General features: G+C 62.0%; 18 protein-coding genes and 2 pseudogenes. 12 read left to right on the top strand and 8 right to left on the bottom strand.

Features of this window, described 5'->3' with window-relative positions:
• Window positions 1-25: 25 nt before the first annotated feature.
• The 3 genes from HBJ59_RS04660 to HBJ59_RS04650 form a co-directional block, all read right to left on the bottom strand.
• Complete coding sequence (locus HBJ59_RS04660; protein ID WP_167662877.1) at window positions 26-1525, bottom strand: diguanylate cyclase; 1500 nt, start codon at window positions 1523-1525, stop codon at window positions 26-28.
• A gap of 51 nt (window positions 1526-1576) precedes the next feature.
• On the bottom strand, window positions 1577-3070 hold the full coding sequence (locus HBJ59_RS04655) for a sensor domain-containing diguanylate cyclase (protein WP_076014381.1): 1494 nt from the start codon (window positions 3068-3070) through the stop codon (window positions 1577-1579).
• Between the two features lie 86 nt (window positions 3071-3156).
• Window positions 3157-4479 carry an OprD family porin gene (locus HBJ59_RS04650; RefSeq protein ID WP_167662876.1) on the bottom strand — a complete coding sequence of 441 codons (1323 nt, stop codon included), beginning with the start codon at window positions 4477-4479 and terminating at the stop codon, window positions 3157-3159.
• Window positions 4480-4828: 349 nt separating this feature from the next.
• Here HBJ59_RS04650 and HBJ59_RS04645 point away from each other — a divergent pair, with 349 nt between their 5' ends.
• The 4 genes from HBJ59_RS04645 to HBJ59_RS04630 all read left to right on the top strand — a co-directional run bounded on the left by HBJ59_RS04645 (window position 4829) and on the right by HBJ59_RS04630 (window position 8222).
• Complete coding sequence (locus tag HBJ59_RS04645) at window positions 4829-5803, top strand: D-glycerate dehydrogenase (protein WP_076014379.1); 975 nt, start codon at window positions 4829-4831, stop codon at window positions 5801-5803.
• 178 nt (window positions 5804-5981) lie between these two features.
• Window positions 5982-6884, top strand: coding sequence for a chemotaxis protein CheV (locus HBJ59_RS04640; protein ID WP_063027220.1), 903 nt, complete (start codon window positions 5982-5984; stop codon window positions 6882-6884).
• Between the two features lie 3 nt (window positions 6885-6887).
• A complete protein-coding gene (locus tag HBJ59_RS04635; protein WP_076014378.1) occupies window positions 6888-7370 on the top strand; it encodes an N-acetyltransferase in 483 nt (160 codons plus the stop codon).
• A 108-nt stretch (window positions 7371-7478) separates the two neighbouring features.
• A complete protein-coding gene (locus tag HBJ59_RS04630; protein WP_076014377.1) occupies window positions 7479-8222 on the top strand; it encodes a YkgJ family cysteine cluster protein in 744 nt (247 codons plus the stop codon).
• A 166-nt stretch (window positions 8223-8388) separates the two neighbouring features.
• Here the strand turns inward: HBJ59_RS04630 and HBJ59_RS31980 are convergent.
• From HBJ59_RS31980 to HBJ59_RS04615, 4 genes and pseudogenes are all read right to left on the bottom strand, one after another.
• A pseudogene (locus HBJ59_RS31980) lies at window positions 8389-8931 on the bottom strand (methyl-accepting chemotaxis protein); the annotation flags it as partial.
• Window positions 8932-9279: 348 nt separating this feature from the next.
• A pseudogene (locus HBJ59_RS31975) lies at window positions 9280-9963 on the bottom strand (PAS domain-containing protein); the annotation flags it as partial.
• 107 nt (window positions 9964-10070) lie between these two features.
• Window positions 10071-10862, bottom strand: coding sequence for a transporter substrate-binding domain-containing protein (locus tag HBJ59_RS04620; protein WP_167662874.1), 792 nt, complete (start codon window positions 10860-10862; stop codon window positions 10071-10073).
• A gap of 167 nt (window positions 10863-11029) precedes the next feature.
• Window positions 11030-11272 carry a hypothetical protein gene (locus HBJ59_RS04615; protein ID WP_003216247.1) on the bottom strand — a complete coding sequence of 81 codons (243 nt, stop codon included), beginning with the start codon at window positions 11270-11272 and terminating at the stop codon, window positions 11030-11032.
• A gap of 214 nt (window positions 11273-11486) precedes the next feature.
• Between HBJ59_RS04615 and HBJ59_RS04610 the strand changes: the two genes are divergently transcribed.
• From HBJ59_RS04610 to HBJ59_RS04595, 4 genes are read left to right on the top strand one after another with little or no spacing between them, the layout of a single operon-like run.
• Window positions 11487-12653 (top strand): efflux RND transporter periplasmic adaptor subunit, encoded by a 1167-nt coding sequence (locus HBJ59_RS04610; protein WP_076014374.1) that lies wholly within the window; start codon window positions 11487-11489, stop codon window positions 12651-12653.
• Window positions 12650-15745, top strand: coding sequence for a multidrug efflux RND transporter permease subunit (locus tag HBJ59_RS04605; protein WP_076014373.1), 3096 nt, complete (start codon window positions 12650-12652; stop codon window positions 15743-15745). Before HBJ59_RS04610 ends, HBJ59_RS04605 begins: the two co-directional genes overlap by 4 nt.
• 31 nt (window positions 15746-15776) lie before the next feature.
• Complete coding sequence (locus tag HBJ59_RS04600; RefSeq protein WP_003216255.1) at window positions 15777-16454, top strand: heavy metal response regulator transcription factor; 678 nt, start codon at window positions 15777-15779, stop codon at window positions 16452-16454.
• On the top strand, window positions 16444-17808 hold the full coding sequence (locus HBJ59_RS04595) for a heavy metal sensor histidine kinase (protein WP_167662873.1): 1365 nt from the start codon (window positions 16444-16446) through the stop codon (window positions 17806-17808). The genes HBJ59_RS04600 and HBJ59_RS04595 overlap by 11 nt, the downstream gene beginning before the upstream one ends.
• A gap of 13 nt (window positions 17809-17821) precedes the next feature.
• On the opposite strand, the gene HBJ59_RS04590 is transcribed toward HBJ59_RS04595, so the two are convergent.
• The gene (locus HBJ59_RS04590) at window positions 17822-18790 is read right to left on the bottom strand and encodes a LysR family transcriptional regulator (protein ID WP_003216257.1); all 969 of its coding nucleotides are present in this window, start codon (window positions 18788-18790) and stop codon (window positions 17822-17824) included.
• Between the two features lie 190 nt (window positions 18791-18980).
• On the opposite strand from HBJ59_RS04590, the gene HBJ59_RS04585 reads away from it, so the two are divergent.
• Genes HBJ59_RS04585 through HBJ59_RS04570 form a run of 4 tightly spaced genes read left to right on the top strand, consistent with a single transcriptional unit; the run spans window position 18981 to window position 23744 of the window.
• The gene (locus HBJ59_RS04585) at window positions 18981-20492 is read left to right on the top strand and encodes an efflux transporter outer membrane subunit (RefSeq protein WP_167662872.1); all 1512 of its coding nucleotides are present in this window, start codon (window positions 18981-18983) and stop codon (window positions 20490-20492) included.
• Window positions 20493-20502: 10 nt separating this feature from the next.
• Complete coding sequence (locus tag HBJ59_RS04580; RefSeq protein ID WP_167662871.1) at window positions 20503-22686, top strand: FUSC family protein; 2184 nt, start codon at window positions 20503-20505, stop codon at window positions 22684-22686.
• Window positions 22676-22876 (top strand): DUF1656 domain-containing protein, encoded by a 201-nt coding sequence (locus tag HBJ59_RS04575; RefSeq protein ID WP_076014369.1) that lies wholly within the window; start codon window positions 22676-22678, stop codon window positions 22874-22876. The genes HBJ59_RS04580 and HBJ59_RS04575 overlap by 11 nt, the downstream gene beginning before the upstream one ends.
• A gap of 10 nt (window positions 22877-22886) precedes the next feature.
• Window positions 22887-23744, top strand: coding sequence for an HlyD family secretion protein (locus HBJ59_RS04570; RefSeq protein ID WP_076014368.1), 858 nt, complete (start codon window positions 22887-22889; stop codon window positions 23742-23744).
• Window positions 23745-23785 lie beyond the last annotated feature (41 nt).

Here is a 23785-nt window from a genome sequence, read left to right as displayed (position 1 = left end):
CGCTTTATTGACACGCTTGCCACCATCACAGCGTGGCAGCATCGATAACGCGATTGCGCCCGGTGTGCTTGGCTTCATACAGCGCCTGGTCGGCGCTCAGCAGTAACTCCTCCAGTGTGATACGGCTATTTTTGGTCCAGGTACTCAGGCCAATGCTGACGGTAATCGGCACAGTATCCCCGCCCACCCGCGGCAGGTGCTCGACGCTGCTGCGGATATGTTCAGCAATCAACAACGCGCCCTGGCTGCCGGTATGCGGCAGCACCACCGCAAATTCTTCGCCACCATAGCGAGCCGCGAGGTCAGCAGGGCGGCGGATATTGCCGTCGATTACCTGCGCCACCGTGCGCAATGCCTCGTCGCCACCTTGATGGCCATGTCGGTCGTTGAAGGCCTTGAAGTGGTCCACATCGATCATCAGCACCGTCAATGGCTCGCCTGAACGCTGGGCGCGGTCCCATTCCAGGCGCAGGCGCTGGTCCAGCGTGCGGCGGTTGGCCAGGCCGGTGAGCGCATCGGTGGCTGCCAGTTCTGACAGTACCTGCTCGGCGCGATGGCGCCTGCGCAGCTCCATGCAGAGCATCCAGGTCAGCCATAACAGGCCAATGCACAAAACCCCGGTAGCGCCGCTGATCAGCAGCGCTGCACGCTTCCAGGGCGCGAATATTTCCTCTGTCGACAAGCCTACGACGACGACCAGCGGTAAATCCCCCACAGTCGAGAAGGTGTAGAGGCGTTTTTCCTCATCCACACTTGAGGTACCACGAAAGTTGCCGTCGCGCTCTTGCAGGATGCGAGCGACGTTGGGGCGCTGACTGAGGTCCTTGTCGATCATGTCCCGTTCCAGCAACGGCTCTTGGGCCAGCAGGATGCCCTGCTGGTTGATCAGGTTGATGGTGCTGTCGTTTCCAATATTCAGGCTGCGGAACAGTTGCTGGAAATACGACAGGCGCATGGACGCCACGGCAACCCCGAGGAATCGCCCGTCAGGCCCGGAAACCCGACGGCTGAATGCGACGCGCCATTGGTCCTCACACACGCAGCGCGCCATGAAGGGCCGGCTGATAAACAGGCCCAGGTCGGGGTTCTGTCGGTGAGCCTGAAAGTAATCACGGTCGGCGAAGTTGGCGGCTTTAGGTGTCAGCAACGAGGAATCGGCAATCACCTCGCCGGCCTTGTCCAGCAGCAGGATGTCGCCCTTGTACGGCGCTGCTTCCGAACGGTCGAACAGCACCAAGTGGCGGATGCTCGCCGATACACCCGCCAAATCACTGCGTTCGGTTGCTGCGATCAGGCCCTTGATCGATAAGTCGTACAGCTCGACGTTGCGCAGTACGTCGGCGTCGATCAGTTGGGTGATGTTATTGGCGCTGCGCTGGGCCGCTTGCAAGCTGTTGGCGTGTTCGCGGGTCAGCAACACGGCGACCACCAGCATGATCAGCAGCACCGTGACACAACTGCCGATGATCAGCAGCAGCTCCGGGCGGTGGGTAGGACGGGGCGGACGGGTGGTGCTTGGGCTCATCGGGCGTACTTCTGCTTCGAGGATGCCTTTAGCGTAGTTGCTGATAACGGCTCATGTGGTCTGGCTGTGAACGGTGCGGTTGCGCCCGGAGTGCTTGGCGTCATACAGCGCCCGGTCGGCGCTCAGCATCAGCTCTTCGAGTGAGCCACGGCTGCGTTTGTCCCAGGTACTGAGGCCGACGCTGACGGTGACTGACAGCGCGTCCCCGTCTGCCGGTGGCAAGTGCTCCACCGCGCTGCGGATATGCTCGGCGATGATGCTCGCGCCTTCGTCGTCGGTATCCGGCAGGATCACCGCGAACTCTTCGCCGCCGTAACGGGCCGCAAGGTCGGCGGGGCGACGAATATTGCTGCCGATGACCCGGGCTACGTTGCGCAATGCCTCGTCACCGCCTTGATGGCCATGGCGGTCGTTGAAGGTCTTGAAGTGGTCGACGTCGATCATCAGCAATGCCAGTGGTTCGCCCGAGCGTTGCGCGCGCTCCCATTCCAGGCGCAGGCGCTGGTCGAGGGTGCGGCGATTGGCCAAGCCGGTGAGGGCGTCGGTGGCCGCCAGTTCCGACAACACCTTCTCGGCGCGATAGCGGCGGCGCAGTTCCCGGCGCAGCATCCAGGTCAGCCACAGCAGGCCTATACACAGCACACCGGTGGCGCCACTGATCAGTACGGCGGCACGCCTCCAGGCGGCAAACACGTCATCGCTGGACAGCGCCACCACCACAATCAGCGGCAGCGCGCCGACGCTGGTGAAGGTGTACAGCCGTTGCGTGCCACTGACGGTGGAGATGGCGCTGAAACTGCCGCTGCCTTCACGCAGCATTCTTTTGAAGTTAGGCCGCGCGCTCAGGTCCTTGTTGATCATGTCGCTTTCGAGCAGGGGTTGCTGGGCAAGCAGAATGCCGTCGTTGTTCACCAGGTTGATGCTGCTGCCGCTGCCGATGGTGAGGCTATTGAACAACTGGTCGAAATACGCCAGGCGCATGGTCGCCACCGCCACACCGGCAAATTCGCCGTTGGGCCCGGGCACCCGGCGGCTGAATGCGATGCGCCAGACTTGATCGCAGTCGCAATGGATCTTGAAGGGCCGGCTGATGAACAGACCCGCATCGGGGTTCTGCTGGTGGACCTGGAAATAGTCGCGGTTGGCGAAGTTGCGCGACGTGGGGGTCAGCGTCGAGGAGTCGGCGGTGACCGCGCCGGCCTTGTCCAGCAGCAGGACTTCACCTTTGAAAGGCGCAGCAGTGGACTGGTCGAACTGCACCATATGCAGCACTTCGGCGGAAACCTGCGGCAAGTCATGGCGGGTGGTTGCGGTGATCAGGCCGTTCAGGGCCAGGTCGTAGAGCTCGACGTTACGCAATACGTCGGCGTTGATCAGTTGGGTGATGTTGCTGGTGGAGCGCTTGGCCGCCTGCAGGGCGCTGGCGTGTTCGCGAGTCAGCAGTACGGCAACGATGATCACGATCAGGATGACGGTAAGGCCACTGCCCAGAATCAGCAAAAGCTCCGGGCGTGCAGGCTGGGTAAAGGCGCGGCGTTCACTCATGGGACTGGCTTCGGCACTCAAGATGCTGGCAGTTTAGTTCCATGCTGTGAAAAATAAGTCGTCGCCGCTAAAAGAAAACTTGAAGGTTAAAAAACGTCAATCGGGTAGTCGACGATCACGCGGTATTCATCCACGTCCCGGTCCACTGCCGCGTAGCCATTGCCGCCGCGATTGGTTGCCCACTGCAGGCGTACAGCCAGGTCCTTGGCCTTGCCGCCTTGCACCACGTACTTGAGGTCGATGTCCCGTTCCCAGTGCTTGGCGTTCTTGCCGTCGGCGCTGTACCAGGATGAGTAACCACGGCTGTCCGGGTCGACGGTGGTCAGGTCGGTCTTGCCGCTGATGTACGACACCGCCGAGGTCAGGCCTGGCAGGCCCAGCCCGACGAAGTCATAGGCGTATTTGAGCTTCCACGAGCGTTCGTTGGGGCCGTTGAAGTCTGAGTATTGCTGGGAGTTGTCCAGGTAAACGCTGTCGCCCTGGCTGATGTAGTCGAACGGGGTGTTGCCGTTGACCCGCTGGTAGGCGGCGGTCACGGTGTGATTGCCGACGCCGACTGTGAAATGCAGGCTGTAGGTGTTGTTGTCGATGTTACCCAGCAGGGCTTTGCCGGTGTCCTGGGTGTGGTAGTAGTGCAGGCCCGGGTTGAGGCTGACCAGTTCGTTCAGTTGCCAGGTGTAATCCAGGTCGTAGTAGAACTGGTTCCAGATGTCCTTGAGTTCGGACGCGTACAGGTTGCTGGTCAGTCCCGGCAGGCCGCTGAAGGACACGCCGGCCCAGTCCATGTGCTGGCTGTCTTCACCGTTGGGCAAGGCGCCGTAGCTGGTGCCGATCCGCCGGTGGCCGCTCTGGTTGTAGAGCTTGGTGAAGCTGGCCTGGCCGCCTTCGAACATCCAGCCGTCCAGGCTGTGGTTGGTCAGGCTCACACCGCGGAAGGTCTGCGGCAGCATGCGGGTCATGCCGCCGGCAATTACCGGGTTGTTGAGGAACAGGTCGCCGGCTTTCAGTTCGGTGTTGAAGGCACGCATTTTCAGGGTCGCGCCGGCGGTGGAGAACGAGCCAGGCGCTTTACCGTTGCCGGAGCTCACCGGCAGGATGGTGGAACCGTCGGTGCCGCCACCGCCGTCGAGCTTGAGGCCGAGCATGGCGTTGGCGTCCAGGCCGAAGCCGACGGTGCCTGGGGTGTAGCCGGATTCGAAAATGCCGATGATGCCCTGGCCCCATTCCTTGCTGTCATCGGTGTGAATGTCGCGACGGTCGCGGTTCATGTAGTAGTTGCGGGTGTTGATCTTGAAGCTGGAACCTTCGACGAAACCGTCGGCGGTCGGGGTGTCTGCCGCGTGGGCAAGGGGAACGATCGTTGCAGCAATCGCGAGGAATAACGGGGTGAACGTCAGCGAGGTTTTCACCGGTGGAGCTCCTTTGGGTCAATCGAAACCGGCCAGTGTTGTTGGGGTTCCTGGCCTTTTTTCAGCGCAAAAAAAAGCCGCTGAACTCAGCGGCTTTAAGACAGATTCCCAGTGTAGAGCCCTGGAAATAAGTCGAGGGAAATCGGGGGAGAGCGGGTCGGTCTTAACCGCTGCGCTCATCGATGCGACAAATTAGCGCAGGTGAGCGGTGCGATACAGAGTGTAACAAGATAATGACTGTTGCCCAAATCGCAACAGTCTGGTGGTGTGGACGCGGGGCGTCCTGACAACCCCACGCAAGAATGTTAGCGTGCTTGCCATTCCCACGTAGTCGATGAGCCCGCCTTCCATGAAAAAGACTGTCCTCGCCTTCAGCCGCGTCACCCCGGAAATGATCGAACGCCTGCAACAGGATTTCGACGTTATTGCGCCTAACCCAAAGCTGGGCGACATCAATGCCCAGTTCAATGAGGCTTTGCCGCACGCCCACGGGCTGATCGGCGTAGGCCGCAAATTGGGCCGCGCGCAACTGGAAGGCGCGAGCAAGCTGGAAGTGGTCTCCAGTGTGTCGGTGGGCTACGACAACTACGACCTGGCGTACTTCAATGAGCGCGGGATCATGCTCACCAACACTCCCGATGTGCTCACCGAAAGCACCGCCGACCTGGCCTTCGCCCTGCTGATGAGCAGCGCCCGCCGGGTCGCCGAACTGGATGCCTGGACCAAGGCTGGCCAGTGGAAAGCCAGTGTCGGCGCGCCGTTGTTTGGCTGTGATGTACACGGCAAGACCCTGGGCATCGTCGGCATGGGCAACATCGGCGCGGCTATTGCCCGTCGTGGTCGCCTGGGTTTCAACATGCCGATCCTGTACAGCGGCAACAGCCGCAAGACCGAACTGGAACAGGAACTCGGCGCGCAATTGCGCAGCCTCGACCAGTTGCTGGCCGAAGCGGATTTCGTCTGCCTGGTGGTGCCGTTGAGCGAGAAAACCCGCCACCTGATCAGTCATCGCGAGCTGGGGTTGATGAAGTCCAGTGCGATCCTGGTGAACATCTCCCGTGGCCCGGTGGTGGATGAACCGGCGCTGATCGAGGCCCTGCAAAACCAGACCATCCGTGGTGCCGGCCTGGATGTGTATGAGCAGGAGCCGTTGTCGGAGTCGCCACTGTTCCAACTGAGCAACGCCGTGACCCTGCCGCACATCGGCTCGGCCACTAACGAGACCCGCGAAGCCATGGCCAACCGTGCCCTGGAAAACCTGCGCAGTGCGCTGCTGGGCCAGCGTCCGCAGGACCTGGTGAACCCGCAGGTGTGGAAGGGCTGATCACGGCTTGTTGTGTGTAGGAGCGAGCTTGCTCGCGAAGAACTTGAAGGCGATGTATTTATTCAGGCTGCCCGCGTTATCGTTGACGTTTTTCGCGGGCAAGCCCGCTCCTACAGTTTTCAGCGTGCAAGTCGATAACGGTCTATAGATCGTCATCCCTGATCCACAGAAGGTTTTTATGTCCACCACCAAAGCCCGCGCAGACTCACTCTCGCTTCTGCTCTTTACCTTGCGCAGCGGCAAGCTGATGGCGATCAACCTGTTGAAAGTCAGTGAAATCATTCCCTGCCCGCCGCTGACCAAGCTGCCGGAGTCGCACCCGCACGTTAAAGGCATCGCCACCTTGCGCGGCGCCGCCTTGTCGGTGATCGACCTGAGCCGGGCGCTGGGGGAAATGCCCCTGCAAGACCCGGATGGTGGCTGCCTGATCGTCACCGATGTAAGCCGTTCCAAGCAGGGCCTGCATGTGCAGGCGGTGAGCAAGATCGTGCACTGCCTGACCACCGATATTCGCCCACCACCGTTTGGCTCCGGTGGCACGCGTTCGTTTATCACCGGTGTGACCCAGGTCGAAGGCGCCTTGGTGCAGGTACTGGACATCGAAAAAGTCATCCACGGCATTGCCCCGGCGCAGATCGAAGCGGCGCCCACCGACCTGACCATGGAAGAAGCCGAAGTGCTGGGCAACGCCCGAATCCTGGTGGTGGACGACAGCCAGGTGGCCCTGCAGCAATCGGTGCACACCCTGCGCAACCTCGGCCTGACCTGCCACACCGCCCGCAGCGCCAAGGAAGCGATCGACCGTTTGCTGGAGCTGCAAGGCACTGTCGAGCAAATCAACGTGGTGGTCTCGGACATCGAAATGTCCGAAATGGATGGCTACGCCTTCACCCGCACCCTGCGGGAAACCCCGGACTTCCAGGACCTCTACGTGCTGCTGCACACCTCCCTGGACAGTGCGATGAACAGCGAAAAAGCCCGCCTGGCCGGTGCCAATGCGGTGCTCACCAAGTTCTCCTCCCCCGAACTGACCAAGTGCCTGGTGGTGGCGGCCCAGACCGTGGCGCAACAAGGCCTGTGATCGGTGGGTGAATACTTCCAGTTGCTGCGCCGTGACCTCATCGGCAGCCTGCCCGCGCCGCAATGGCCGGCAGATATCCAGCTGGATCATTACCACGAAGCAATGGCTCCGGCGATCCACGCGGTATTGAGCCTGGCCCAGGAACAAGGCGGCGGACGCGTCGGCCCCCTTGAACACTGGCGCCAGCAGTTCATCACCGACGCCGAGTTCGACCCGAAGCTGTGCCTGGTGGCCAGTAATGCCAGTGGCATCCTCGGCGTGTCCCAATGCTGGACCAGCGCCTACATCAAGAACCTGGCCATTCATCCGTGTGCCCAAGGCATGGGGCTGGGCCGGGCGTTATTGCTGCACACGTTCCACGTGTTCAAACAACGCGGCGAGGCGTTTGTCGACCTCAAGGTGCTGGAGTCCAATCGGCGGGCCCGGCACCTGTATGAAAGTGCCGGCATGGTGTTTGTACTTCGGGACCTGGTGCCCGAGGAATAGAAGCACTGGCGCATAACTTGCTTTGCACAGAGGCAGAACGGTAAACAGAGGCAAAAACCCGCCGCCGTTCATGAGCGCCTTCAGACCTTGCCTGGTGACAGATCCTCCATGAATACCCACTTTTCCTGCGTCGGTTGCGGTAAATGCTGCACCGACCACCATGTGCCCCTGACCCTCGAAGAAGCCCGCAGCTGGGCGGCTGACGGCGGCAATGTCATCGTGCTGGTGGAGGGTTTCCTGGGCACTGGGCTTGGGCTGCCCGAGTTGCAGCGCGAACACGCACAACGGCGTTCCGCCATCGTGCCCAGCGGCAACACCGAGGCGTATGTGGCAATCACCTTTGCCGCCTATAACGCCGGGCGCTGCCGGAATCTTGACGAAGACGACCGTTGCCGCATTTACGAGCGGCGGCCGTTGGTGTGCCGTATCTACCCGATGGAGATCAACCCGCACATCCCGTTGAACCCGGGCGCCAAGGATTGCCCGCCGGAATCCTGGGAGCAGGGGCCGGCGCTGATCGTGGGCGGCGAGTTGATGGACAAGGAGCTGGCCGAGTTGATCCGCCGCTCACGCCAGGCTGACCGCGACGACATCCAGGCCAAGGAAGCCGTGTGTGGTTTGCTGGGCATCCATACCACGGCGCTCAAGGGCGATGGGTTTACCGCGTACCTGCCGGATATGAGCCTGTTTGCCCAGGCGATCGAGTTGGCGACGCAAGAGGACGTGCAGGCCAATGAGTGGGTGTTCCATGTGTCCGGGATGGATATTGCCGAGCAGTTGCTGGACGCCGGCGCCCGGATTGCCACCGAGGTGCCGGCGAACTATGCGTTCATTTCGTTGCGCGCGGCTTGAGTGAATGTAAGCCTGTGGCGAGGGGGCTTGTCCCCCGTTGGGCTGCGAAGCGGCCCCAAAATCAGCGACGCCGTTCTGTCTGAAACACCGCACTGACCTTGCTGGGTCTGCTTCGCAGCCCAACGGGGGACAAGCACCCTCGCCACAAAGACAGCTCATGCCGCTACTAGCGCCGCTTACTCCAGAACTCCTCCGCCAACCGCCGCAAATCCTCCGCCAGCCCCGCCACATCCCCTGAGCTGAGCTGGCTCTGCTGGCCGGCGCTGACTGTCACCTCTGCGGCATTGCGAATGCCGATGATGTTGCGGTTGATGTCCTCGCTGACCGCGCTTTGCTCTTCCACCGCCGCCGCGATCTGCTGGCTCATGGCAGTAATCTGGGTCACCCGCTGGCTGATGCCATCCAGTGCCGCTGCGGCGCGCTGGGCCTGGTCGACACTGGCCTCCACATGCTGGCTGCTTTGCGCCATGGCTTGCACCGCATCCCGGGCGCCGCCTTGCAGGGTGCTGATCATGCGCTGGATTTCATTGGTCGAATCCTGCGTGCGCTGGGCCAGCCCCCGCACTTCATCGGCCACCACGGCGAAGCCGCGTCCCTGTTCCCCGGCCCGCGCCGCTTCGATGGCGGCATTGAGCGCCAGCAAGTTGGTCTGTTCGGCAATCGCCCGGATCACTTCCAGCACCCCGGAAATATCGCCGCTGTGGCTTTCCAGTTGATGGATCACTTCGGTGGCCTGTGCCAGTTCCTGGGACAAACGCAGCACCGCATCGCGGCTTTCATCCACCCGCTGGTGGCCTTCCCGGGTCTCGCTGCCGGCCTGGTCAGCGGCCTTGGAAGCCTGCAACGCGTGCTCGGCGACTTGCGCCACGCTGGCGGCCATTTGATTGATCGCGGCGGCAACCTGATCGGTCTGGGTCTGTTGGCCGAGGCTGCTGCAGTGGCTGCTGTCCAGCTGCTCTACCAGCGCCGCTGCATGCCCGGATAGACGTTGCGAGGCGTCACCAATCCGGCCGACCACCGCACCCACCTGGGCCTCCAGCATCTGCATGGCAAACTCGATACGCCCGAACTCATCCCCGCGTCCGGTGTAGATCGTCTGGCTCAGCGGGTTGTCAGCAATCAGCCGCGCCCGCTGGTTCAACTGCGCCAGCGGCCGTAACACAGCGTGCACGCCCGCTACCCCCACGGCACATGTCGCCGTCAGCGCCAGCAGTTGCCAGACCACGGGATAGGTCGCCAGTCCAAGGCCCAAGGCCCACGTTACGGCGCAAGCCCCCAGCACCCACGCCGACAACTTGAGGGTCACTCCCACTACCGGCGGCGCCCGCCGGGTACCGGCACGCAAGCGGGCATAGGCCCGCTCGGCCAGTTGCACCCGCCGCGCATCGGGCTTGGTGCGCACCGACTGATACTCCACCGTCACGCCGTTCCGTGTGACCGGCGTGGCGTAGGCGCTGACCCAGTAATGATCGCCGTTCTTGCAACGATTTTTCACCATGCCCATCCACGAACGGCCGCTTTTCAACACCTGCCACATGTGCGCAAACGCAGCGGGCGGCATGTCCGGGTGACGCAGCAGGTTGTGCGGGGTACCCAACAACTCCTCGCGGGTGTAGCCGCTGATATCGATGAAGTCCTGGTTGGCGTAGGTAATTGCGCTGGTCAGGTCGGTGGTCGAGAGGATATTGGCGTCGGGGGCAAAATCCACATTTCGACCGGTGACCGGCAGATTGATCTTCATGAAAACGCGCGCTCGTGATTGTTGGGGGAGTCGGCAGGGCGTCGACTCTAAGCGCACGGGTTTGGTAAATACTGATCCAGCTCATGTTTGGTGCAATTAATTGGCCATTACGGCCTGGCGGGCGGTGCGTCAAGACGGTAGGGCTGGACGATGCGCTGGTATTCGCCACTCTGCATCAGTTGTTCGAGGGCGCAGTTAAGGTCATTGCGCAGCGCGGTGTCGGGCTTGCGCAGGGCAATTGCCACGCCGTTACCCAGCAGATCGGTGGAGACGGCGGGGCCGAGGAAGTCGAAAATCTGGCCGTCAGCGGTGTCGAGCAGTGCCTCGCGGATTTCCACCGTGCCTTGCAATGTCGCATCGATGTCGCCGGCCAACAGGCTGCGGATCAGTTCTTCATTGCGCCAGAAACCCTTGACGATCACACCCTTCGGCGCCCACTTCGCCAGGGCAAACGCCTCGCGGTTGCTGCCCACCAACACGCCGACGCGCTTGCCCTTCAGCGACCGTGGGGTCGGCATCAAGCCTGATGTCTTGCGGGCCACCAGATGCGTGGTCATCGGATAGAGGTCATCGGTGAAATTCACTCGCCGGTGCCGCTTCGACGTGGGGGCGATGCCCATGATCGCGTCGAATTGCCTGGCTTCAAGGGCGGTGAAACTTTCTACCAGGATCTGGTCGACCCAGGTACATCGCATATTGAGCTGTATGCACAGGGCGTTACCCAATTCGATGTTCAGACCTACAAGTTGGCCTTGTTGATTGCGGCTTTGAAAGGGCGGGAACTGCGCGGCCACGGCAAAACGAATTTCGCTGCGTGGTTGATCACCGGCCGCAGCGATGGAGACGACACCGTCTATCAGCGACAAGCCCAGCACAACACAGGTGCGTATAAGAACCACAGGGACGTCCTATTCCGGAAAACCAGCTGCACCACGTCCAGCCCAGAGCGAAAGAGTCGGGGCTGGCGGGTGCGTGCAAGCTTTCAAGAATTGGCCGCAGGCCTACAAGGCGAAACGTCAGTAACTCTTGTAGGCATAAATCTCCATTGCGAAGGATTTATTACCGGTCAGCGCTTGCCCATCGAGCGACGGGTGCCGGGCGGTGCCATGCCCGGGCTCTTGGTGTGGCCGTTCTTCGCGCCGTTTTTGTACCAAGGCTGGCTGGCGTTTTTTGCCCCGGCCAGTTCGCCCGGCTTGAACGGAAACTTGAATGCCGGGATCTCGGCCTTGGTTTCGCCTTCGACGCTGTCAGGATTGGCCTGTTGGTCGATGTCGACCGCTTCAACAGCGGGTTGTGTCGGGGAATTCATGGAAGCTCCGGGGAGTACTGAAAATGACGCGGGCCTGACTTGCAGGCCACACCGTCGGGCAGTATACCTGCGTGCCTCGGATCTTTAACCACTGCTCGTACGAATGGTCGGACTTTACTGACGGCGCTGTCAGTTAGCAGTCACTTTGCTGACCGGGTTGGCGGGCTATAAAGAACCTTCATTCTTCCGATCCTTTGCCCTGGCGCCTCACCCCATGCACATTCAACGAAAAACGGCCTTGATCGTGGGCGTCCTTGTGGTACTGGCCGTGGTTGCCTGGGTGGTGACCCGCCCGGCCAAGACCAAACTGACCGCGTCGGCAGCGATTCCGGTGCGTGTGATCAGCGTCAAACAGCAGGACATTCCGGGTTTTGTCAGCGGCATTGGTTCGGTGCTGTCGTTGCACAGCGTGGTGATCCGCCCGCAAATCGACGGCATCCTCACCAAATTGCTGGTCAAGGAAGGTCAACTGGTGAAGACCGGTGACCTTCTGGCGACCATTGATGACCGCTCGATCCGCGCCAGCCTGGACCAGGCCAAGGCGCAACTCGGGGAAAGCCAGGCGCAACTGCAAGTCGCGCTGGTCAACCTAAAGCGCTACAAGGAACTGAGCATCGACGACGGCGTGTCCAAGCAGACCTATGACCAGCAACAAGCCCTGGTCAACCAGCTCAAGGCCACGGCCCAAGGCAACCAGGCCGCTATTGATTCGGCGCAGGTGCAGCTTTCCTACACGCAGATTCGCTCTCCGGTCACCGGTCGCGTCGGGATTCGCACGGTGGATGAAGGCAACTTCCTGCGCATGAGCGACACCCAGGGCTTGTTCTCCGTGACCCAGATCGACCCGATTGCCGTCGAGTTTTCCCTGCCGCAACAAATGCTGCCGACCCTGCAACGCCTGATCGCCGCGCAACTGCCCGCCGACGTCAACGCCTACATGGGCGCCGACACCGACGGCCAGACCGGCGACCTGCTGGGCGAAGGTCGCCTGAGCCTGATCGACAACCAGATCAGCGGCACCACCGGCACCATCCGCGCCAAGGCCGAGTTCAGCAACGGCGCGCAAAAACTCTGGCCGGGGCAACTGGTGACAATCCGGATCCAGACCGCCCTGCACAAGAATGCCCTGGTGGTACCGCCCACCGTCGTGCAACGCGGGCTGGATTCGCACTTCGTGTACCGGCTCAAGGGTGACAAGGTAGAGGTGGTGCCGGTGCAGGTGCTGTATCAGAACAGCGACATGAACATCCTCCAGGGCGTGCAGGCCGGCGACGTGCTGGTCAGCGACGGCCAGTCACGGCTCAAGGCAGGCGCTCAGGTCGACGTGCTCAAGGAGCCGCCGCAGGTGATCCAGACCGTTGATGCCAAGGTGCAGCCATGAGTGGCAGTCGTTCGCCGTCGGCCTGGTGCGTCGACCATCCGGTCGCCACTTTGCTGCTGACCTTCGCCCTGGTGTTACTCGGGATGATTGCCTTCCCACGACTGGCCATCGCCCCACTGCCGGAAGCTGAATTTCCGACGATCCAGGTCAGCGCCACGCTGCCCGGCGCCAGCCCGGACACCATGGCGTCCTCCGTGGCCACGCCGTTGGAAGTGCAATTCAGCGCCATCCCCGGCATGACCCAGATGACCTCCAGCAGTGCCTTGGGCTCCAGCCTCCTGACCCTGCAATTCACCCTCACCAAGAGCATCGACACCGCCGCGCAAGAAGTGCAGGCGGCGATCAACACCGCGTCCGGCAAACTGCCCAGCGACATGCCAAGCCTGCCGACCTGGAAGAAGGTCAACCCGGCGGACAGCCCGGTGCTGATCCTCAGCGTCAGCTCCGACAGCATGCCCAGCACCGAACTGAGCGACTACGTGGAAACCCTGCTGGCCCGTCAGATCAGCCAGATCGACGGCGTAGGCCAAATCAACATCACCGGCCAGCAACGCCCGGCCATCCGGGTGCAGGCGTCAGCCGATAAACTCGCGGCCATCGGCCTGACCCTGGCGGACGTGCGCCTGGCGATCCAGCAATCGAGCCTGAACCTGGCCAAGGGCGCGATCTACGGCGAAAACAGCGTGTCGACCTTGTCGACCAACGACCAGTTGTTCCATCCCGAGGATTACGCCCAACTGATCGTGTCCTACAAGGACGGGGCGCCCGTGCAACTGCGGGATATCGCCAAAGTCGTCAACGGTTCGGAAAACGCCTACGTGCAGGCCTGGTCCGGCGACACGCCAGGGGTCAACCTGGTGATCTCCCGCCAGCCCGGGGCGAATATCGTCGAGACCGTGGACCGCATTCAATCCGAGCTGCCACGCCTGCAAGCCATGTTGCCGGCCTCGGTGCAGGTCAGCGTATTGACCGACCGTACCAAGACCATCCGCGCGTCCTTGCATGAAGTGGAAGTGACCCTGCTGATCGCCATCCTGCTGGTGGTGGCGGTGATGGCGCTGTTCCTGCGCCAGTTGTCGGCCACGTTGATTGTGTCCAGCGTGCTCGGTGTGTCGCTGGTCGCCAGTTTTGCGCTGATGTACCTGATGGGCTTCAGCCTGAACAACCTGACCCTGGTGGCGATCGTGATCTCCGTGGGGTTTGTGGTGGACGATGCCATCGTGGTGGTGGAAAACATTCACCGCCATCTGGAGGCGGGCCTCGACAAGCGCGAAGCGGCGATCAAGGGCGCGGGGGAAATCGGCTTTACCGTGGTGTCCATCAGCTTCTCGCTGGTGGCGGCGTTTATTCCGCTGCTGTTCATGGGCGGTGTGGTCGGGCGGTTGTTCAAGGAGTTTGCACTGACGGCCACCTCCACCATCCTGATTTCGGTGGTGGTCTCACTGACACTGGCGCCCACCCTGGCCGCGTTGTTCATGCGCGCCCCGACCCATCACGCCCACGACAAACCCGGCTTCAGCGAACGCCTGCTTGCAGGCTATGCGCGCAATCTGCGCCGCGCGTTGGCCCACCAGCGCACCATGGCCGCGATCTTCATGGTGACCTTGGCCCTGGCCGTGGTCGGCTACGTGTTTATCCCCAAGGGGTTCTTCCCGGTACAAGACACCGGCTTCGTCCTCGGTACCAGCGAAGCGGCGGCTGACGTGTCCTTCCCGGACATGGTCGCCAAGCACAAGGCGATCGCCGAGATCGTCAAGGATGACCCGGCGGTGGAAGCGTTTTCCCATTCGGTGGGCGTGACCGGCAGCAACCAGACCATCGCCAACGGCCGGTTTTGGATCGCTTTAAAAGATCGCGGAGATCGCGACGTGTCGGCCAGCCAGTTTATCGATCGGATCCGGCCGAAACTGGCGAAAGTGCCGGGCATCGTGCTGTACCTGCGTGCCGGCCAGGACATCAACTTAAGCTCCGGCCCCAGCCGCGCCCAGTATCAGTATGTGCTCAAGAGCAATGACGGTCCGACCCTGAATACCTGGACCCAGCGCCTCACCGAAAAACTGCGGGCCAACCCGGCGTTCCGCGACCTGTCCAACGACTTGCAATTGGGTGGCAGCATCACCCACATCAGCATTGACCGTCAGGCCGCTGCGCGTTTTGGTCTCACCGCCACCGATGTGGACCAGGCGCTGTACGACGCCTTCGGCCAGCGCCAGATCAACGAGTTCCAGACCGAGATCAACCAGTACCAGGTGGTGCTGGAGCTGGACACCCAGCAACGCGGCAAGGCGGAAAGCCTGAACTACTTCTACCTGCGCTCGCCGCTGACCAACGAGATGGTGCCGCTGTCGGCGGTGGCCAAGGTCGACCCGCCTACCGTCGGGCCATTGTCCATCAGCCATGACGGCATGTTCCCGGCGGCCAACCTGTCGTTCAACCTGGCGCCGGGCGTCGCGTTGGGGGATGCGGTGATCATGCTCAACCAGGCCAAGAACGAAATCGGCATGCCGACTACCATCATCGGTAACTTCCAGGGCGCGGCCCAGGCGTTCCAGAGTTCGTTGGCCAGCCAACCCTGGCTGATCCTCGCGGCACTGGTGGCGGTCTACATTATCCTGGGTGTGCTGTACGAGAGCTTCGTGCACCCGCTGACGATCATCTCCACCTTGCCGTCGGCGGGTTTGGGCGCGTTGATCATGTTGTCACTGATGGGCCAGGACTTTTCGATCATGGCCCTGATCGGGCTGGTGCTGCTGATCGGTATCGTGAAGAAGAACGGCATCCTGATGATCGACTTTGCCCTGGATGCCCAGCGCGTACGCGGCTTGCCGCCTGAAGAGGCGATTTATGAAGCCTGTGTCACGCGGTTCCGGCCGATCATCATGACCACCCTCGCCGCGTTGCTGGGTGCGGTACCGTTGATGCTGGGCTCCGGCCCCGGTGCAGAAATGCGCCAGCCACTGGGTATCGCGGTGGTGGGCGGGTTGCTGGTGAGCCAGGCGCTGACGCTGTTCACCACGCCGGTCATATACTTGTACCTTGAGAAGTTTTTCCATCGACCCAAACCAGCTCCCCAGCTGGCAACCACACTCTGAGGCTGAGGCCCCGTCCTGGAACAAAAGGCTCATGCGTGTACTGATTATTGAAGACGAAGAAAAAACCGCCGACTACCTGCATCGCGGCCTGACGGAGCAAGGCTATACCGTCGACGTCGCCCGTGAAGGCGTCGAGGGTTTGCACCTGGCCCTGGAGAACGATTACGCGGTGATCGTGCTCGACGTGATGCTGCCCGGCCTGGATGGCTTTGGCGTGTTGCGTGCACTGCGGGCGCGCAAGCAGACGCCGGTGATCATGCTGACCGCCCGCGAGCGCGTGGAAGACCGCATTCGCGGCCTGCGCGAAGGGGCGGACGATTACCTCGGCAAGCCATTCTCGTTCCTCGAGCTGGTGGCGCGCCTGCAGGCCCTGACCCGTCGCAGCGGCGGGCATGAGCCGGTGCAGGTGACCATCGCCGACCTGTGGATTGACCTGATCAGTCGCAAGGCCAGCCGCAACGGCGTTCGCCTGGACCTGACCGCCAAGGAGTTCTCGCTGCTCAGCGTATTGGCTCGGCGCCAGGGTGAAATCCTGTCCAAGACCTCGATTGCGGAAATGGTCTGGGACATCAATTTCGACAGCGACGCCAACGTGGTGGAAGTGGCGATCAAGCGCCTGCGGGCCAAGCTCGACGGGCCGTTCGAACAGAAACTGCTGCACACCATCCGCGGCATGGGTTATGTGCTGGAGAACCGCAGTGTCGGCTAACTCCATCGCCCTGCGCCTGAGTGGCATGTTCACGTTGGTGGCGCTGCTGATCTTCCTGTTGATTGGCGGCGCGCTGTACCAGCAGGTGGACAAAGGCCTGGGCCTGTTGCCCGGTGCCGAGCTGGATGCGCGTTACAGCGTGCTGGAGTCTTCGGTGAACCGTTTTGGTACGCCGGATCACTGGGCGAAGATCACCGCCAAGCTCAAGCTGTTGGGTGAGGAAGACAAACGCATCCGCTTCTGGGTGGTGAGCAGCGATCCGACCTACGAATATGGCAACCCGGACGCGCAGATTCGTGCCTTCGCCGAAGGCCCGACCGGCAAGCGCGATTTGCACCTGCCGGGCCATCATCATCCGTTCAAAATGCTGGTCAGCCAGTTCCCGGCCAAGGACCAGCGTCCGCCGCTGCGCTTCATGATCGGGGTCGACACCGAGAACTTCCGCGCCACCCAACATCAACTGTTGGTGGCGCTGATCAGCCTGGCGTTTGTCGGCGTGGTGTTGGCGTCGCTGCTGGGGTTTTGGGTCGCACGTATCGGCCTCAAGCCGCTGATCAAACTGTCGGATGAGGCGCAGAAACTCGCGCCGCCGAAACTCTCCGGGCGCCTGCAACTGTCGCCGTTGCCGCCGGAGCTGAAGCAGTTCGTCAATTCCTTCAACTCGACCCTCGACCGGGTGGAGCAAGCCTATTCGCGCCTGGAGTCGTTCAACGCCGATGTGGCCCATGAACTGCGCTCACCGTTGACCAACCTGATTGGCCAGACCCAAGTGGCACTGACCCGTGGGCGCTCGGCCGAGCATTACTTCGAGGTGCTGCAATCGAACCTCGAAGAGCTGGAACGGCTGCGTTCGATCATCAATGACATGCTGTTTTTGGCCAGCGCCGACCAGGGCAGCAAGGCCACCAAGTTGATCAGCAGTTCACTGGCGGACGAAGTGGCGACCACCCTGGACTACCTGGACTTCATCCTCGAAGACGCCCAGGTGCAGGTACGCGTGAGCGGCGATGCCCAGGTGCAGATAGAGAAGGCGCATTTGCGCCGGGCGTTGATCAACCTGTTGAGCAATGCGGTGCAGCACACACTGCCTGGGCAGGTGATCGAGGTGAAGATCGACGTGCTGGAAGATCACGTGGCGATCGGGGTGACCAACCCGGGTGATGAGATTGCCAGTGAGCACCTGCCCCGGTTGTTCGAGCGGTTCTACCGGGTGGATGCGTCCCGCAGCAATAGCGGGGCGAATCACGGATTGGGGCTGGCGATCGTCAAGGCGATCGCGCTGATGCACGGCGGGGATGTGTTTGTGCGCAGCGAGGGCGGCGGCAATACCTTTGGCATTACGCTGCCGGTGTAGCGGCTGACCGCCCTCAGTTACTCAGCCGAACCCCGCCCAAACTGCCACTTAGCTCATAGGCCGCCAGTTCCGCCTGATGCGCGGCCATGATCTCCGGCAGGGAACTGCGCAGGTATTCCACCCACGTCTTGATCTTCGCATCCAGGTATTGGCGCGACGGGTAGATGGCGTACAGGTTCAGTTCCTGGGAGCGATAGTTGGGCATCACCCGCACCAGCGTGCCGTTGCGCAACCCTTCAATTGCCGCATACACCGGCAACAGGCCAACGCCCATGCCGCTGGTGATGGCGGTCTTCATCGCGTCTGCCGAGTTCACCAGGAACGGTGAGCTGTTGATGGCGACACTTTCCTGGCCTTCAGGGCCGTTGAATGACCATTTATCCAGCTGAATCACCGGGCTGACCAGGCGCAAGCAGGCGTGGTTAAGCAAGTCGCTGGGCCGTTGTGCACAGCCATTGGCCTTTACATAGGCCGGCGACGCACAAGCGATGCTGTAAGTTATCCCCAGGCGTTGCGAAACAAAACCCGAATCCGGCAGTTCGCTGGCGAGCACGATGGACACGTCGTAGCCCTCGTCCAGCAGGTCCGGCACGCGGTTGGCCATGGTCAGGTCAAAGGTCACGTCCGGGTGGGTGCGGCGGTAGCGGGCAATCGCATCGATCACGAAGTGCTGGCCGATGCCGGTCATGGTGTGCACCTTCAACTGCCCGGCCGGGCGGGCGTGGGCGTCGCTGGCTTCGGCCTCGGCTTCCTCGACGTACGCCAGGATCTGCTCACAACGCAGCAAATAGCGCTTGCCGGCCTCGGTCAGGGCGATGCGGCGGGTGGTGCGGTTGAGCAAACGGGTTTGCAGATGGGCCTCAAGGTTGGAGACCGCGCGCGAGACGTTGGCCGTGGTGGTATCCAGTTGCACGGCGGCGGCGGTGAAGCTGCCGGCTTCGGCCACACAACTGAAGGCGCGCATGTTTTGCAAAGTGTCCATGGAGTGCTCTCTGGGAGATGACAAATTGTGACACGAAGTTTCTTTTTTTTGCAGAGCGAATAATGAACCTACGACGGATTATCGCCTGAACGGTAACAAAGATTCACAAGAATCCCACCTTATCGCCATCCGGCCCGGCCCTTAGAATTGCGCCACCTTCCCCGCAACACCCTCTCAGGAATTCGCAGCAGTGCCGCGTCGCATCAGCAGAGAGCTGAAGACTCTCAGTGTTTGGGCCTTATCGTTAGCAATCAGCGGCTGCATCGGAACCGGAGGAATTGCCCCTCAAGGCCAGTCACTCGTCGCCAATTCATTGGCCACCGACGAAGCGATCAACACCGCCGCCCAGGACGCCCACTGGCCCACCGCGCAATGGTGGCAAGCCTACGGCGACCCGCAACTCAACCACTGGATCGACCTCGCCGTGCAAGGCAGCCCGAACATGGCCATGGCCGCCGCTCGTGTGCGTGAAGCCCGGGCCATGGCCGGGATTGCCGAGTCGGCCGAGTCGTTGCAGGTCAATGGTGACGCCACGCTCAAGCGCCACAACTGGCCAAGCGACCAATTCTACGGCCCGGGCGCGCTGGACAATTCCACCACCTGGGACAACAACGCTTCCCTGGGCTTGAGCTATGCCCTCGATCTTTGGGGCCGCGAAAGCAATGCCACCGAGCGTGCCGTGGACATGGCCCACATGAGCGCCGCCGAAGCGCGCCAGGCTCAGCTCGAATTACAGAACAACGTGGTGCGCGCGTATATCCAGCTGTCGTTGCACTTCGCCCAGCGCGATATCGTGGCCGCCACCCTGGCCCAGCAACAACAGATTCTCGACCTGGCGCAAAAGCGCCTGAATGGCGGGATCGGCACCCACTTTGAAGTCAGCCAGGCCGAGACGCCACTGCCGGAAACCCATCGGCAACTGGATGCTTTGGATGAGGCCATCGCCCTGAGCCGTAATCAACTGGCTGCGTTGGCGGGCAAGGGGCCGGGGGAGGGCGCGCAGTTGCAGCGGCCCACGCTGTCCCTTGGTGCACCGCTGAAATTGCCGTCGACCTTGCCCGCCGAACTGCTCGGCCAGCGCCCGGACGTGGTTGCCAGTCGCTGGCAAGTGGCAGCCCAGGCCCGTGGCATTGATGTGGCTCACGCCGGTTTCTACCCCAACGTCGACCTGGTGGGCAGCCTCGGGTACGTCGCCACCGGCGGCGGAATGCTCAGTTTCCTCACGGGTAAAAAGCTCAACTACAGCGCCGGCCCGGCCATCAGCCTGCCTATCTTCGACGGCGGCCGCCTGCGCTCGCAGTTGGGTGAAGCCAGCGCCGGCTACGACATCGCCGTCGCGCATTACAACCAGACCCTGGTCAATGCACTCAAGGGCATCAGCGACCAGTTGATCCGCCGCGAGTCGATGGACAAACAGCAGGCCTTCGCCGCCGAATCCGTGGCTTCCGCGCAGAAGACCTACGACATCGCGATGATCGCCTACCAGCGCGGCCTCACCGATTACCTCAACGTACTGAATGCCCAGAGCCTGTTGTTCCGCCAGCAGCAGGTGCAGCAACAGGTGCAGGCCGCGCGCCTGAGTGCCCATGCCGAACTGGTGACCGCATTGGGCGGCGGCCTCGGTGCCGGCAGCGACGTACCCTTGGACAGCAAGACTCTTCCGAGCAAGACCCCGGCGGCCCTCGCCGTGTTTGATCACTGAGTAGGATGCAATGACTCCCTTGCCTGCACCGCTGCGCTGGTTGCACTCCCTCGAGTGGCGCCGTGGTTTTTTCGATTGGGCACGCAGTGACGGCGTGACCTGGGTCTATATCTTCAAGGTGCTGATCGCGGCGTTCCTGACGCTGTGGCTGGCCATGCGCCTGGAACTGCCGCAACCGCGCACCGCAATGATCACGGTATTTATCGTGATGCAGCCGCAGAGCGGCCAGGTATTCGCGAAGAGTTTTTACCGCTTCCTTGGCACCCTGGCGGGCTCGGCGGTGATGGTGTTTCTGATCGCGTTGTTCGCGCAGAACACGGAACTGTTCCTCGGTTCGTTGGCGATCTGGGTCGGCATCTGCACTGCTGGCGCTACCCGCAATCGCAACTTTCGCGCCTATGGTTTTGTGCTGGCCGGCTACACCGCCGCGATGGTCGGCTTGCCAGCCTTGGCTCATCCCGACGGCGCGTTCATGGCGGCGGTGTGGCGGGTCTTGGAAATTTCCCTGGGGATTGTCTGCTCCACGCTGGTCAGCGCAGTGATCCTGCCGCAAACCGCCAGCGCCGCCATGCGCAACGCCTTGTACCAGCGCTTCGGTGTGTTTGCGCTGTTCGTCACCGACGGCCTGCGCGGTCGCAGCGAGCGTGAAGGGTTTGAACGCAGCAACGTGCGCTTTATCGCCGAAGCCGTGGGCCTGGAAGGGCTGCGCAGCATCACCGTGTTCGAAGACCCGCACATGCGTCGGCGCAATGGCCGGCTGACGCGCTTGAACAGTGAGTTCATGAGCATCACCACTCGCTTCAACGCCTTGCACCAGTTGCTCGAACGCCTGCGCAGCCAAGAGGCCGATCACGTGGTGGCCGCTATCAAGCCCGGCCTGCAAGACCTCGCGGAATTGCTCGACGGTTTTTCCGGCCGCGCCCTCACCAGCCCCGATGCGGCGCGCCTGGCCAATCAGTTGAATACCTATAAGGAAGGCCTGCCCGCCAAGGTGCGCAGCCTGCGCACGAGCTTCCAGGAAAGTCAGCCCAGTGACGCCGAGCAGCTGGATTTCCACACTGCCTATGAGCTGCTGTACCGTTTCGTCGACGACTTGCACAACTACGCCCAGACCCACGCGTCCCTCGCGGATCACAGCCATGAACGCGAACACTGGGACGAGCCCTATACCCCGAAAACCAACTGGCTGGCCTGCGCCGCCTCGGGGATTCGCGCTTCATTTATCCTGATCGTCCTCGGCAGTTACTGGGTGGCCACGGCCTGGCCCAGCGGCGCCACCATGACCCTGATCGCCGCGGCCACGGTGGGCTTGTCGGCCGCCACGCCCAATCCCAAGCGCATGGCGTTTCAAATGGCCTGCGGCACCTTGATCGGGGCGCTGGTGGGCTTTGTCGAAATGTTCTTCGTGTTCCCCTGGATCGACGGTTTCCCGCTGCTGTGCGTGATGCTCGCCCCGGTGATCATCTTCGGTTCGTTCCTGGCTTCACGCCCGCAGTACGCCGGGGTTGGCGTGGGGTTGCTGATTTTCTTCAGTACCGGCTCGGTGCCGGACAACCTCACGATCTATAACCCCTACACCTTCATCAACGACTACATCGCGATGGTCATCGGCATGCTGGTGTGTGCGGCGGCGGGCGCGATCATCCTACCGCCCAACAGCCGCTGGTTGTGGCGCCGGCTGGAGCAGGACCTGCGCGAGCAAGTGGTGTTCGCCATCAGCGGCAAGCTCAAGGGCCTGGCGTCAGGTTTCGAAAGCCGCACCCGCGACCTGCTGCACCAGGCCTACGGCTTCGCCGCCGGGCAACCCCAGGTGCAACGCAACCTGCTGCGCTGGATGTTCGTGGTGCTGGAAGTCGGCCACGCGATCATCGAATTGCGCAAGGAACAGGCGATCTTGCCGGTACACCCGGCGTATGCCGAATCCCAGCCGTGGCGCCAAGCGATCCGGGTGATGGGCCGCTCGTTGGTGCGGCTGTTCCTGCAACCCAGCGCCAGCAACCTGGAGCGCAGTCTGATCGCCGTGGACCATGCGATCAGCCGGGTGCAGGCCACCGACGAACCCTTCGCCCCGCACTTCGACACCTCGGCCCTGCGCCGGGTGAAAAGCTACCTGCACTTTATCCGCACCTCATTGCTGGACCCGCAATCACCCCTGGCTGCACTCAAGTCCGAAGGACCCGCTCATGCCTCGTGAAATCGCCTTCCACGGCGTCTATATGCCCACCATGACCCTGATGTTTTTTATCGCGGCGGGCGTGGCCTGGGCCCTCGACCGGTTTCTGGCCGGCTTTGATCTGTACCGTTTTTTCTGGCACCCGGCGCTGCTGCGCCTGAGCCTGTTCGCTTGCTTGTTCGGCGCCCTGGCGCTGACCGTCTACCGTTGAGAATGCCCCGATGAAAAAGTTTTTCAGCCTGCTCGCGACCTTGCTGGTACTGGCCCTGGCGATCTGGATTGGTCGTACGCTGTGGGTGCAATACATGGAAACCCCATGGACCCGCGATGGCCGCGTGCGCGCCGACATCATTAACGTCGCTGCCGACGTTACGGGCGAGGTGGTCAATGTCCCGGTGCGTGACAACCAGTTGGTGAAAAAGGGCGACCTGCTGATGCAGATCGACCCCGAGCACTACCAGATTGCCGTCAAGCAGGCGCAATCGCTGGTGGCTTCCCGCAAGGCCACCTGGGAGATGCGCAAGGTCAACGCCCACCGTCGCGCCGACCTCGACGCCTTGGTGATCTCCAAGGAAAACCGCGACGACGCCAGCAACATCGCCGACTCGGCCCTGGCAGATTACCAGCACGCGTTGGCGCAACTCGAAGCAGCCGAACTGAACCTCAAGCGCACCCAGGTTGTGGCGGCGGTGGACGGCTACGTCACCAACCTCAACGTGCACCGTGGCGACTACGCGCGTATTGGCGAGGCGAAGATGGCGGTGGTGGATATGAACTCGTTCTGGGTGTACGGCTTCTTCGAAGAAACCAAGCTGCCCCACGTCAAAGTCGGCGATAAAGCCGACATGCAGTTGATGAGCGGCGAGACCCTCAAGGGCCACGTGGAAAGCATCTCGCGCGGGATCTACGACCGGGACAACCCGGAGAGCCGCGAGCTGATCGCCGATGTGAACCCGACCTTCAACTGGGTGCGCCTGGCCCAGCGTGTGCCGGTGCGGATCCACATTGATGAAGTGCCGGAGGGCGTGCTGTTGGCGGCGGGGATTACCTGCACCGTGATCGTTAACGACGACCTTTGATACACCCTCAATTCCCTGGCAGGAACCGGATCAATGTGGGA

Source organism: Pseudomonas sp. AN3A02 (genome assembly GCF_011765255.1).
In the GTDB taxonomy this organism is placed as follows: domain Bacteria; phylum Pseudomonadota; class Gammaproteobacteria; order Pseudomonadales; family Pseudomonadaceae; genus Aquipseudomonas.
The sequence above is the reverse complement of the archived record's forward strand: the minus strand, read 5'-3'. Positions and strand labels throughout refer to the sequence as shown.

What these genes read in the sequence shown, in the direction of transcription:
- HBJ59_RS04630 (WP_076014377.1), top strand. Translation starts at nt 7,479, where the DNA reads ATGAATACCCACTTTTCCTGCGTCGGTTGCGGTAAATGCTGCACCGAC.
- HBJ59_RS04610 (WP_076014374.1), top strand. Translation starts at nt 11,487, where the DNA reads ATGCACATTCAACGAAAAACGGCCTTGATCGTGGGCGTCCTTGTGGTA.
- HBJ59_RS04605 (WP_076014373.1), top strand. Translation starts at nt 12,650, where the DNA reads ATGAGTGGCAGTCGTTCGCCGTCGGCCTGGTGCGTCGACCATCCGGTC.
- HBJ59_RS04655 (WP_076014381.1), bottom strand. Translation starts at nt 3,070, where the DNA reads ATGAGTGAACGCCGCGCCTTTACCCAGCCTGCACGCCCGGAGCTTTTG.
- HBJ59_RS04600 (WP_003216255.1), top strand. Translation starts at nt 15,777, where the DNA reads ATGCGTGTACTGATTATTGAAGACGAAGAAAAAACCGCCGACTACCTG.
- HBJ59_RS04660 (WP_167662877.1), bottom strand. Translation starts at nt 1,525, where the DNA reads ATGAGCCCAAGCACCACCCGTCCGCCCCGTCCTACCCACCGCCCGGAG.
- HBJ59_RS04580 (WP_167662871.1), top strand. Translation starts at nt 20,503, where the DNA reads ATGACTCCCTTGCCTGCACCGCTGCGCTGGTTGCACTCCCTCGAGTGG.
- HBJ59_RS04570 (WP_076014368.1), top strand. Translation starts at nt 22,887, where the DNA reads ATGAAAAAGTTTTTCAGCCTGCTCGCGACCTTGCTGGTACTGGCCCTG.
- HBJ59_RS04590 (WP_003216257.1), bottom strand. Translation starts at nt 18,790, where the DNA reads ATGGACACTTTGCAAAACATGCGCGCCTTCAGTTGTGTGGCCGAAGCC.
- HBJ59_RS04575 (WP_076014369.1), top strand. Translation starts at nt 22,676, where the DNA reads ATGCCTCGTGAAATCGCCTTCCACGGCGTCTATATGCCCACCATGACC.
- HBJ59_RS04645 (WP_076014379.1), top strand. Translation starts at nt 4,829, where the DNA reads ATGAAAAAGACTGTCCTCGCCTTCAGCCGCGTCACCCCGGAAATGATC.
- HBJ59_RS04615 (WP_003216247.1), bottom strand. Translation starts at nt 11,272, where the DNA reads ATGAATTCCCCGACACAACCCGCTGTTGAAGCGGTCGACATCGACCAA.
- HBJ59_RS04640 (WP_063027220.1), top strand. Translation starts at nt 5,982, where the DNA reads ATGTCCACCACCAAAGCCCGCGCAGACTCACTCTCGCTTCTGCTCTTT.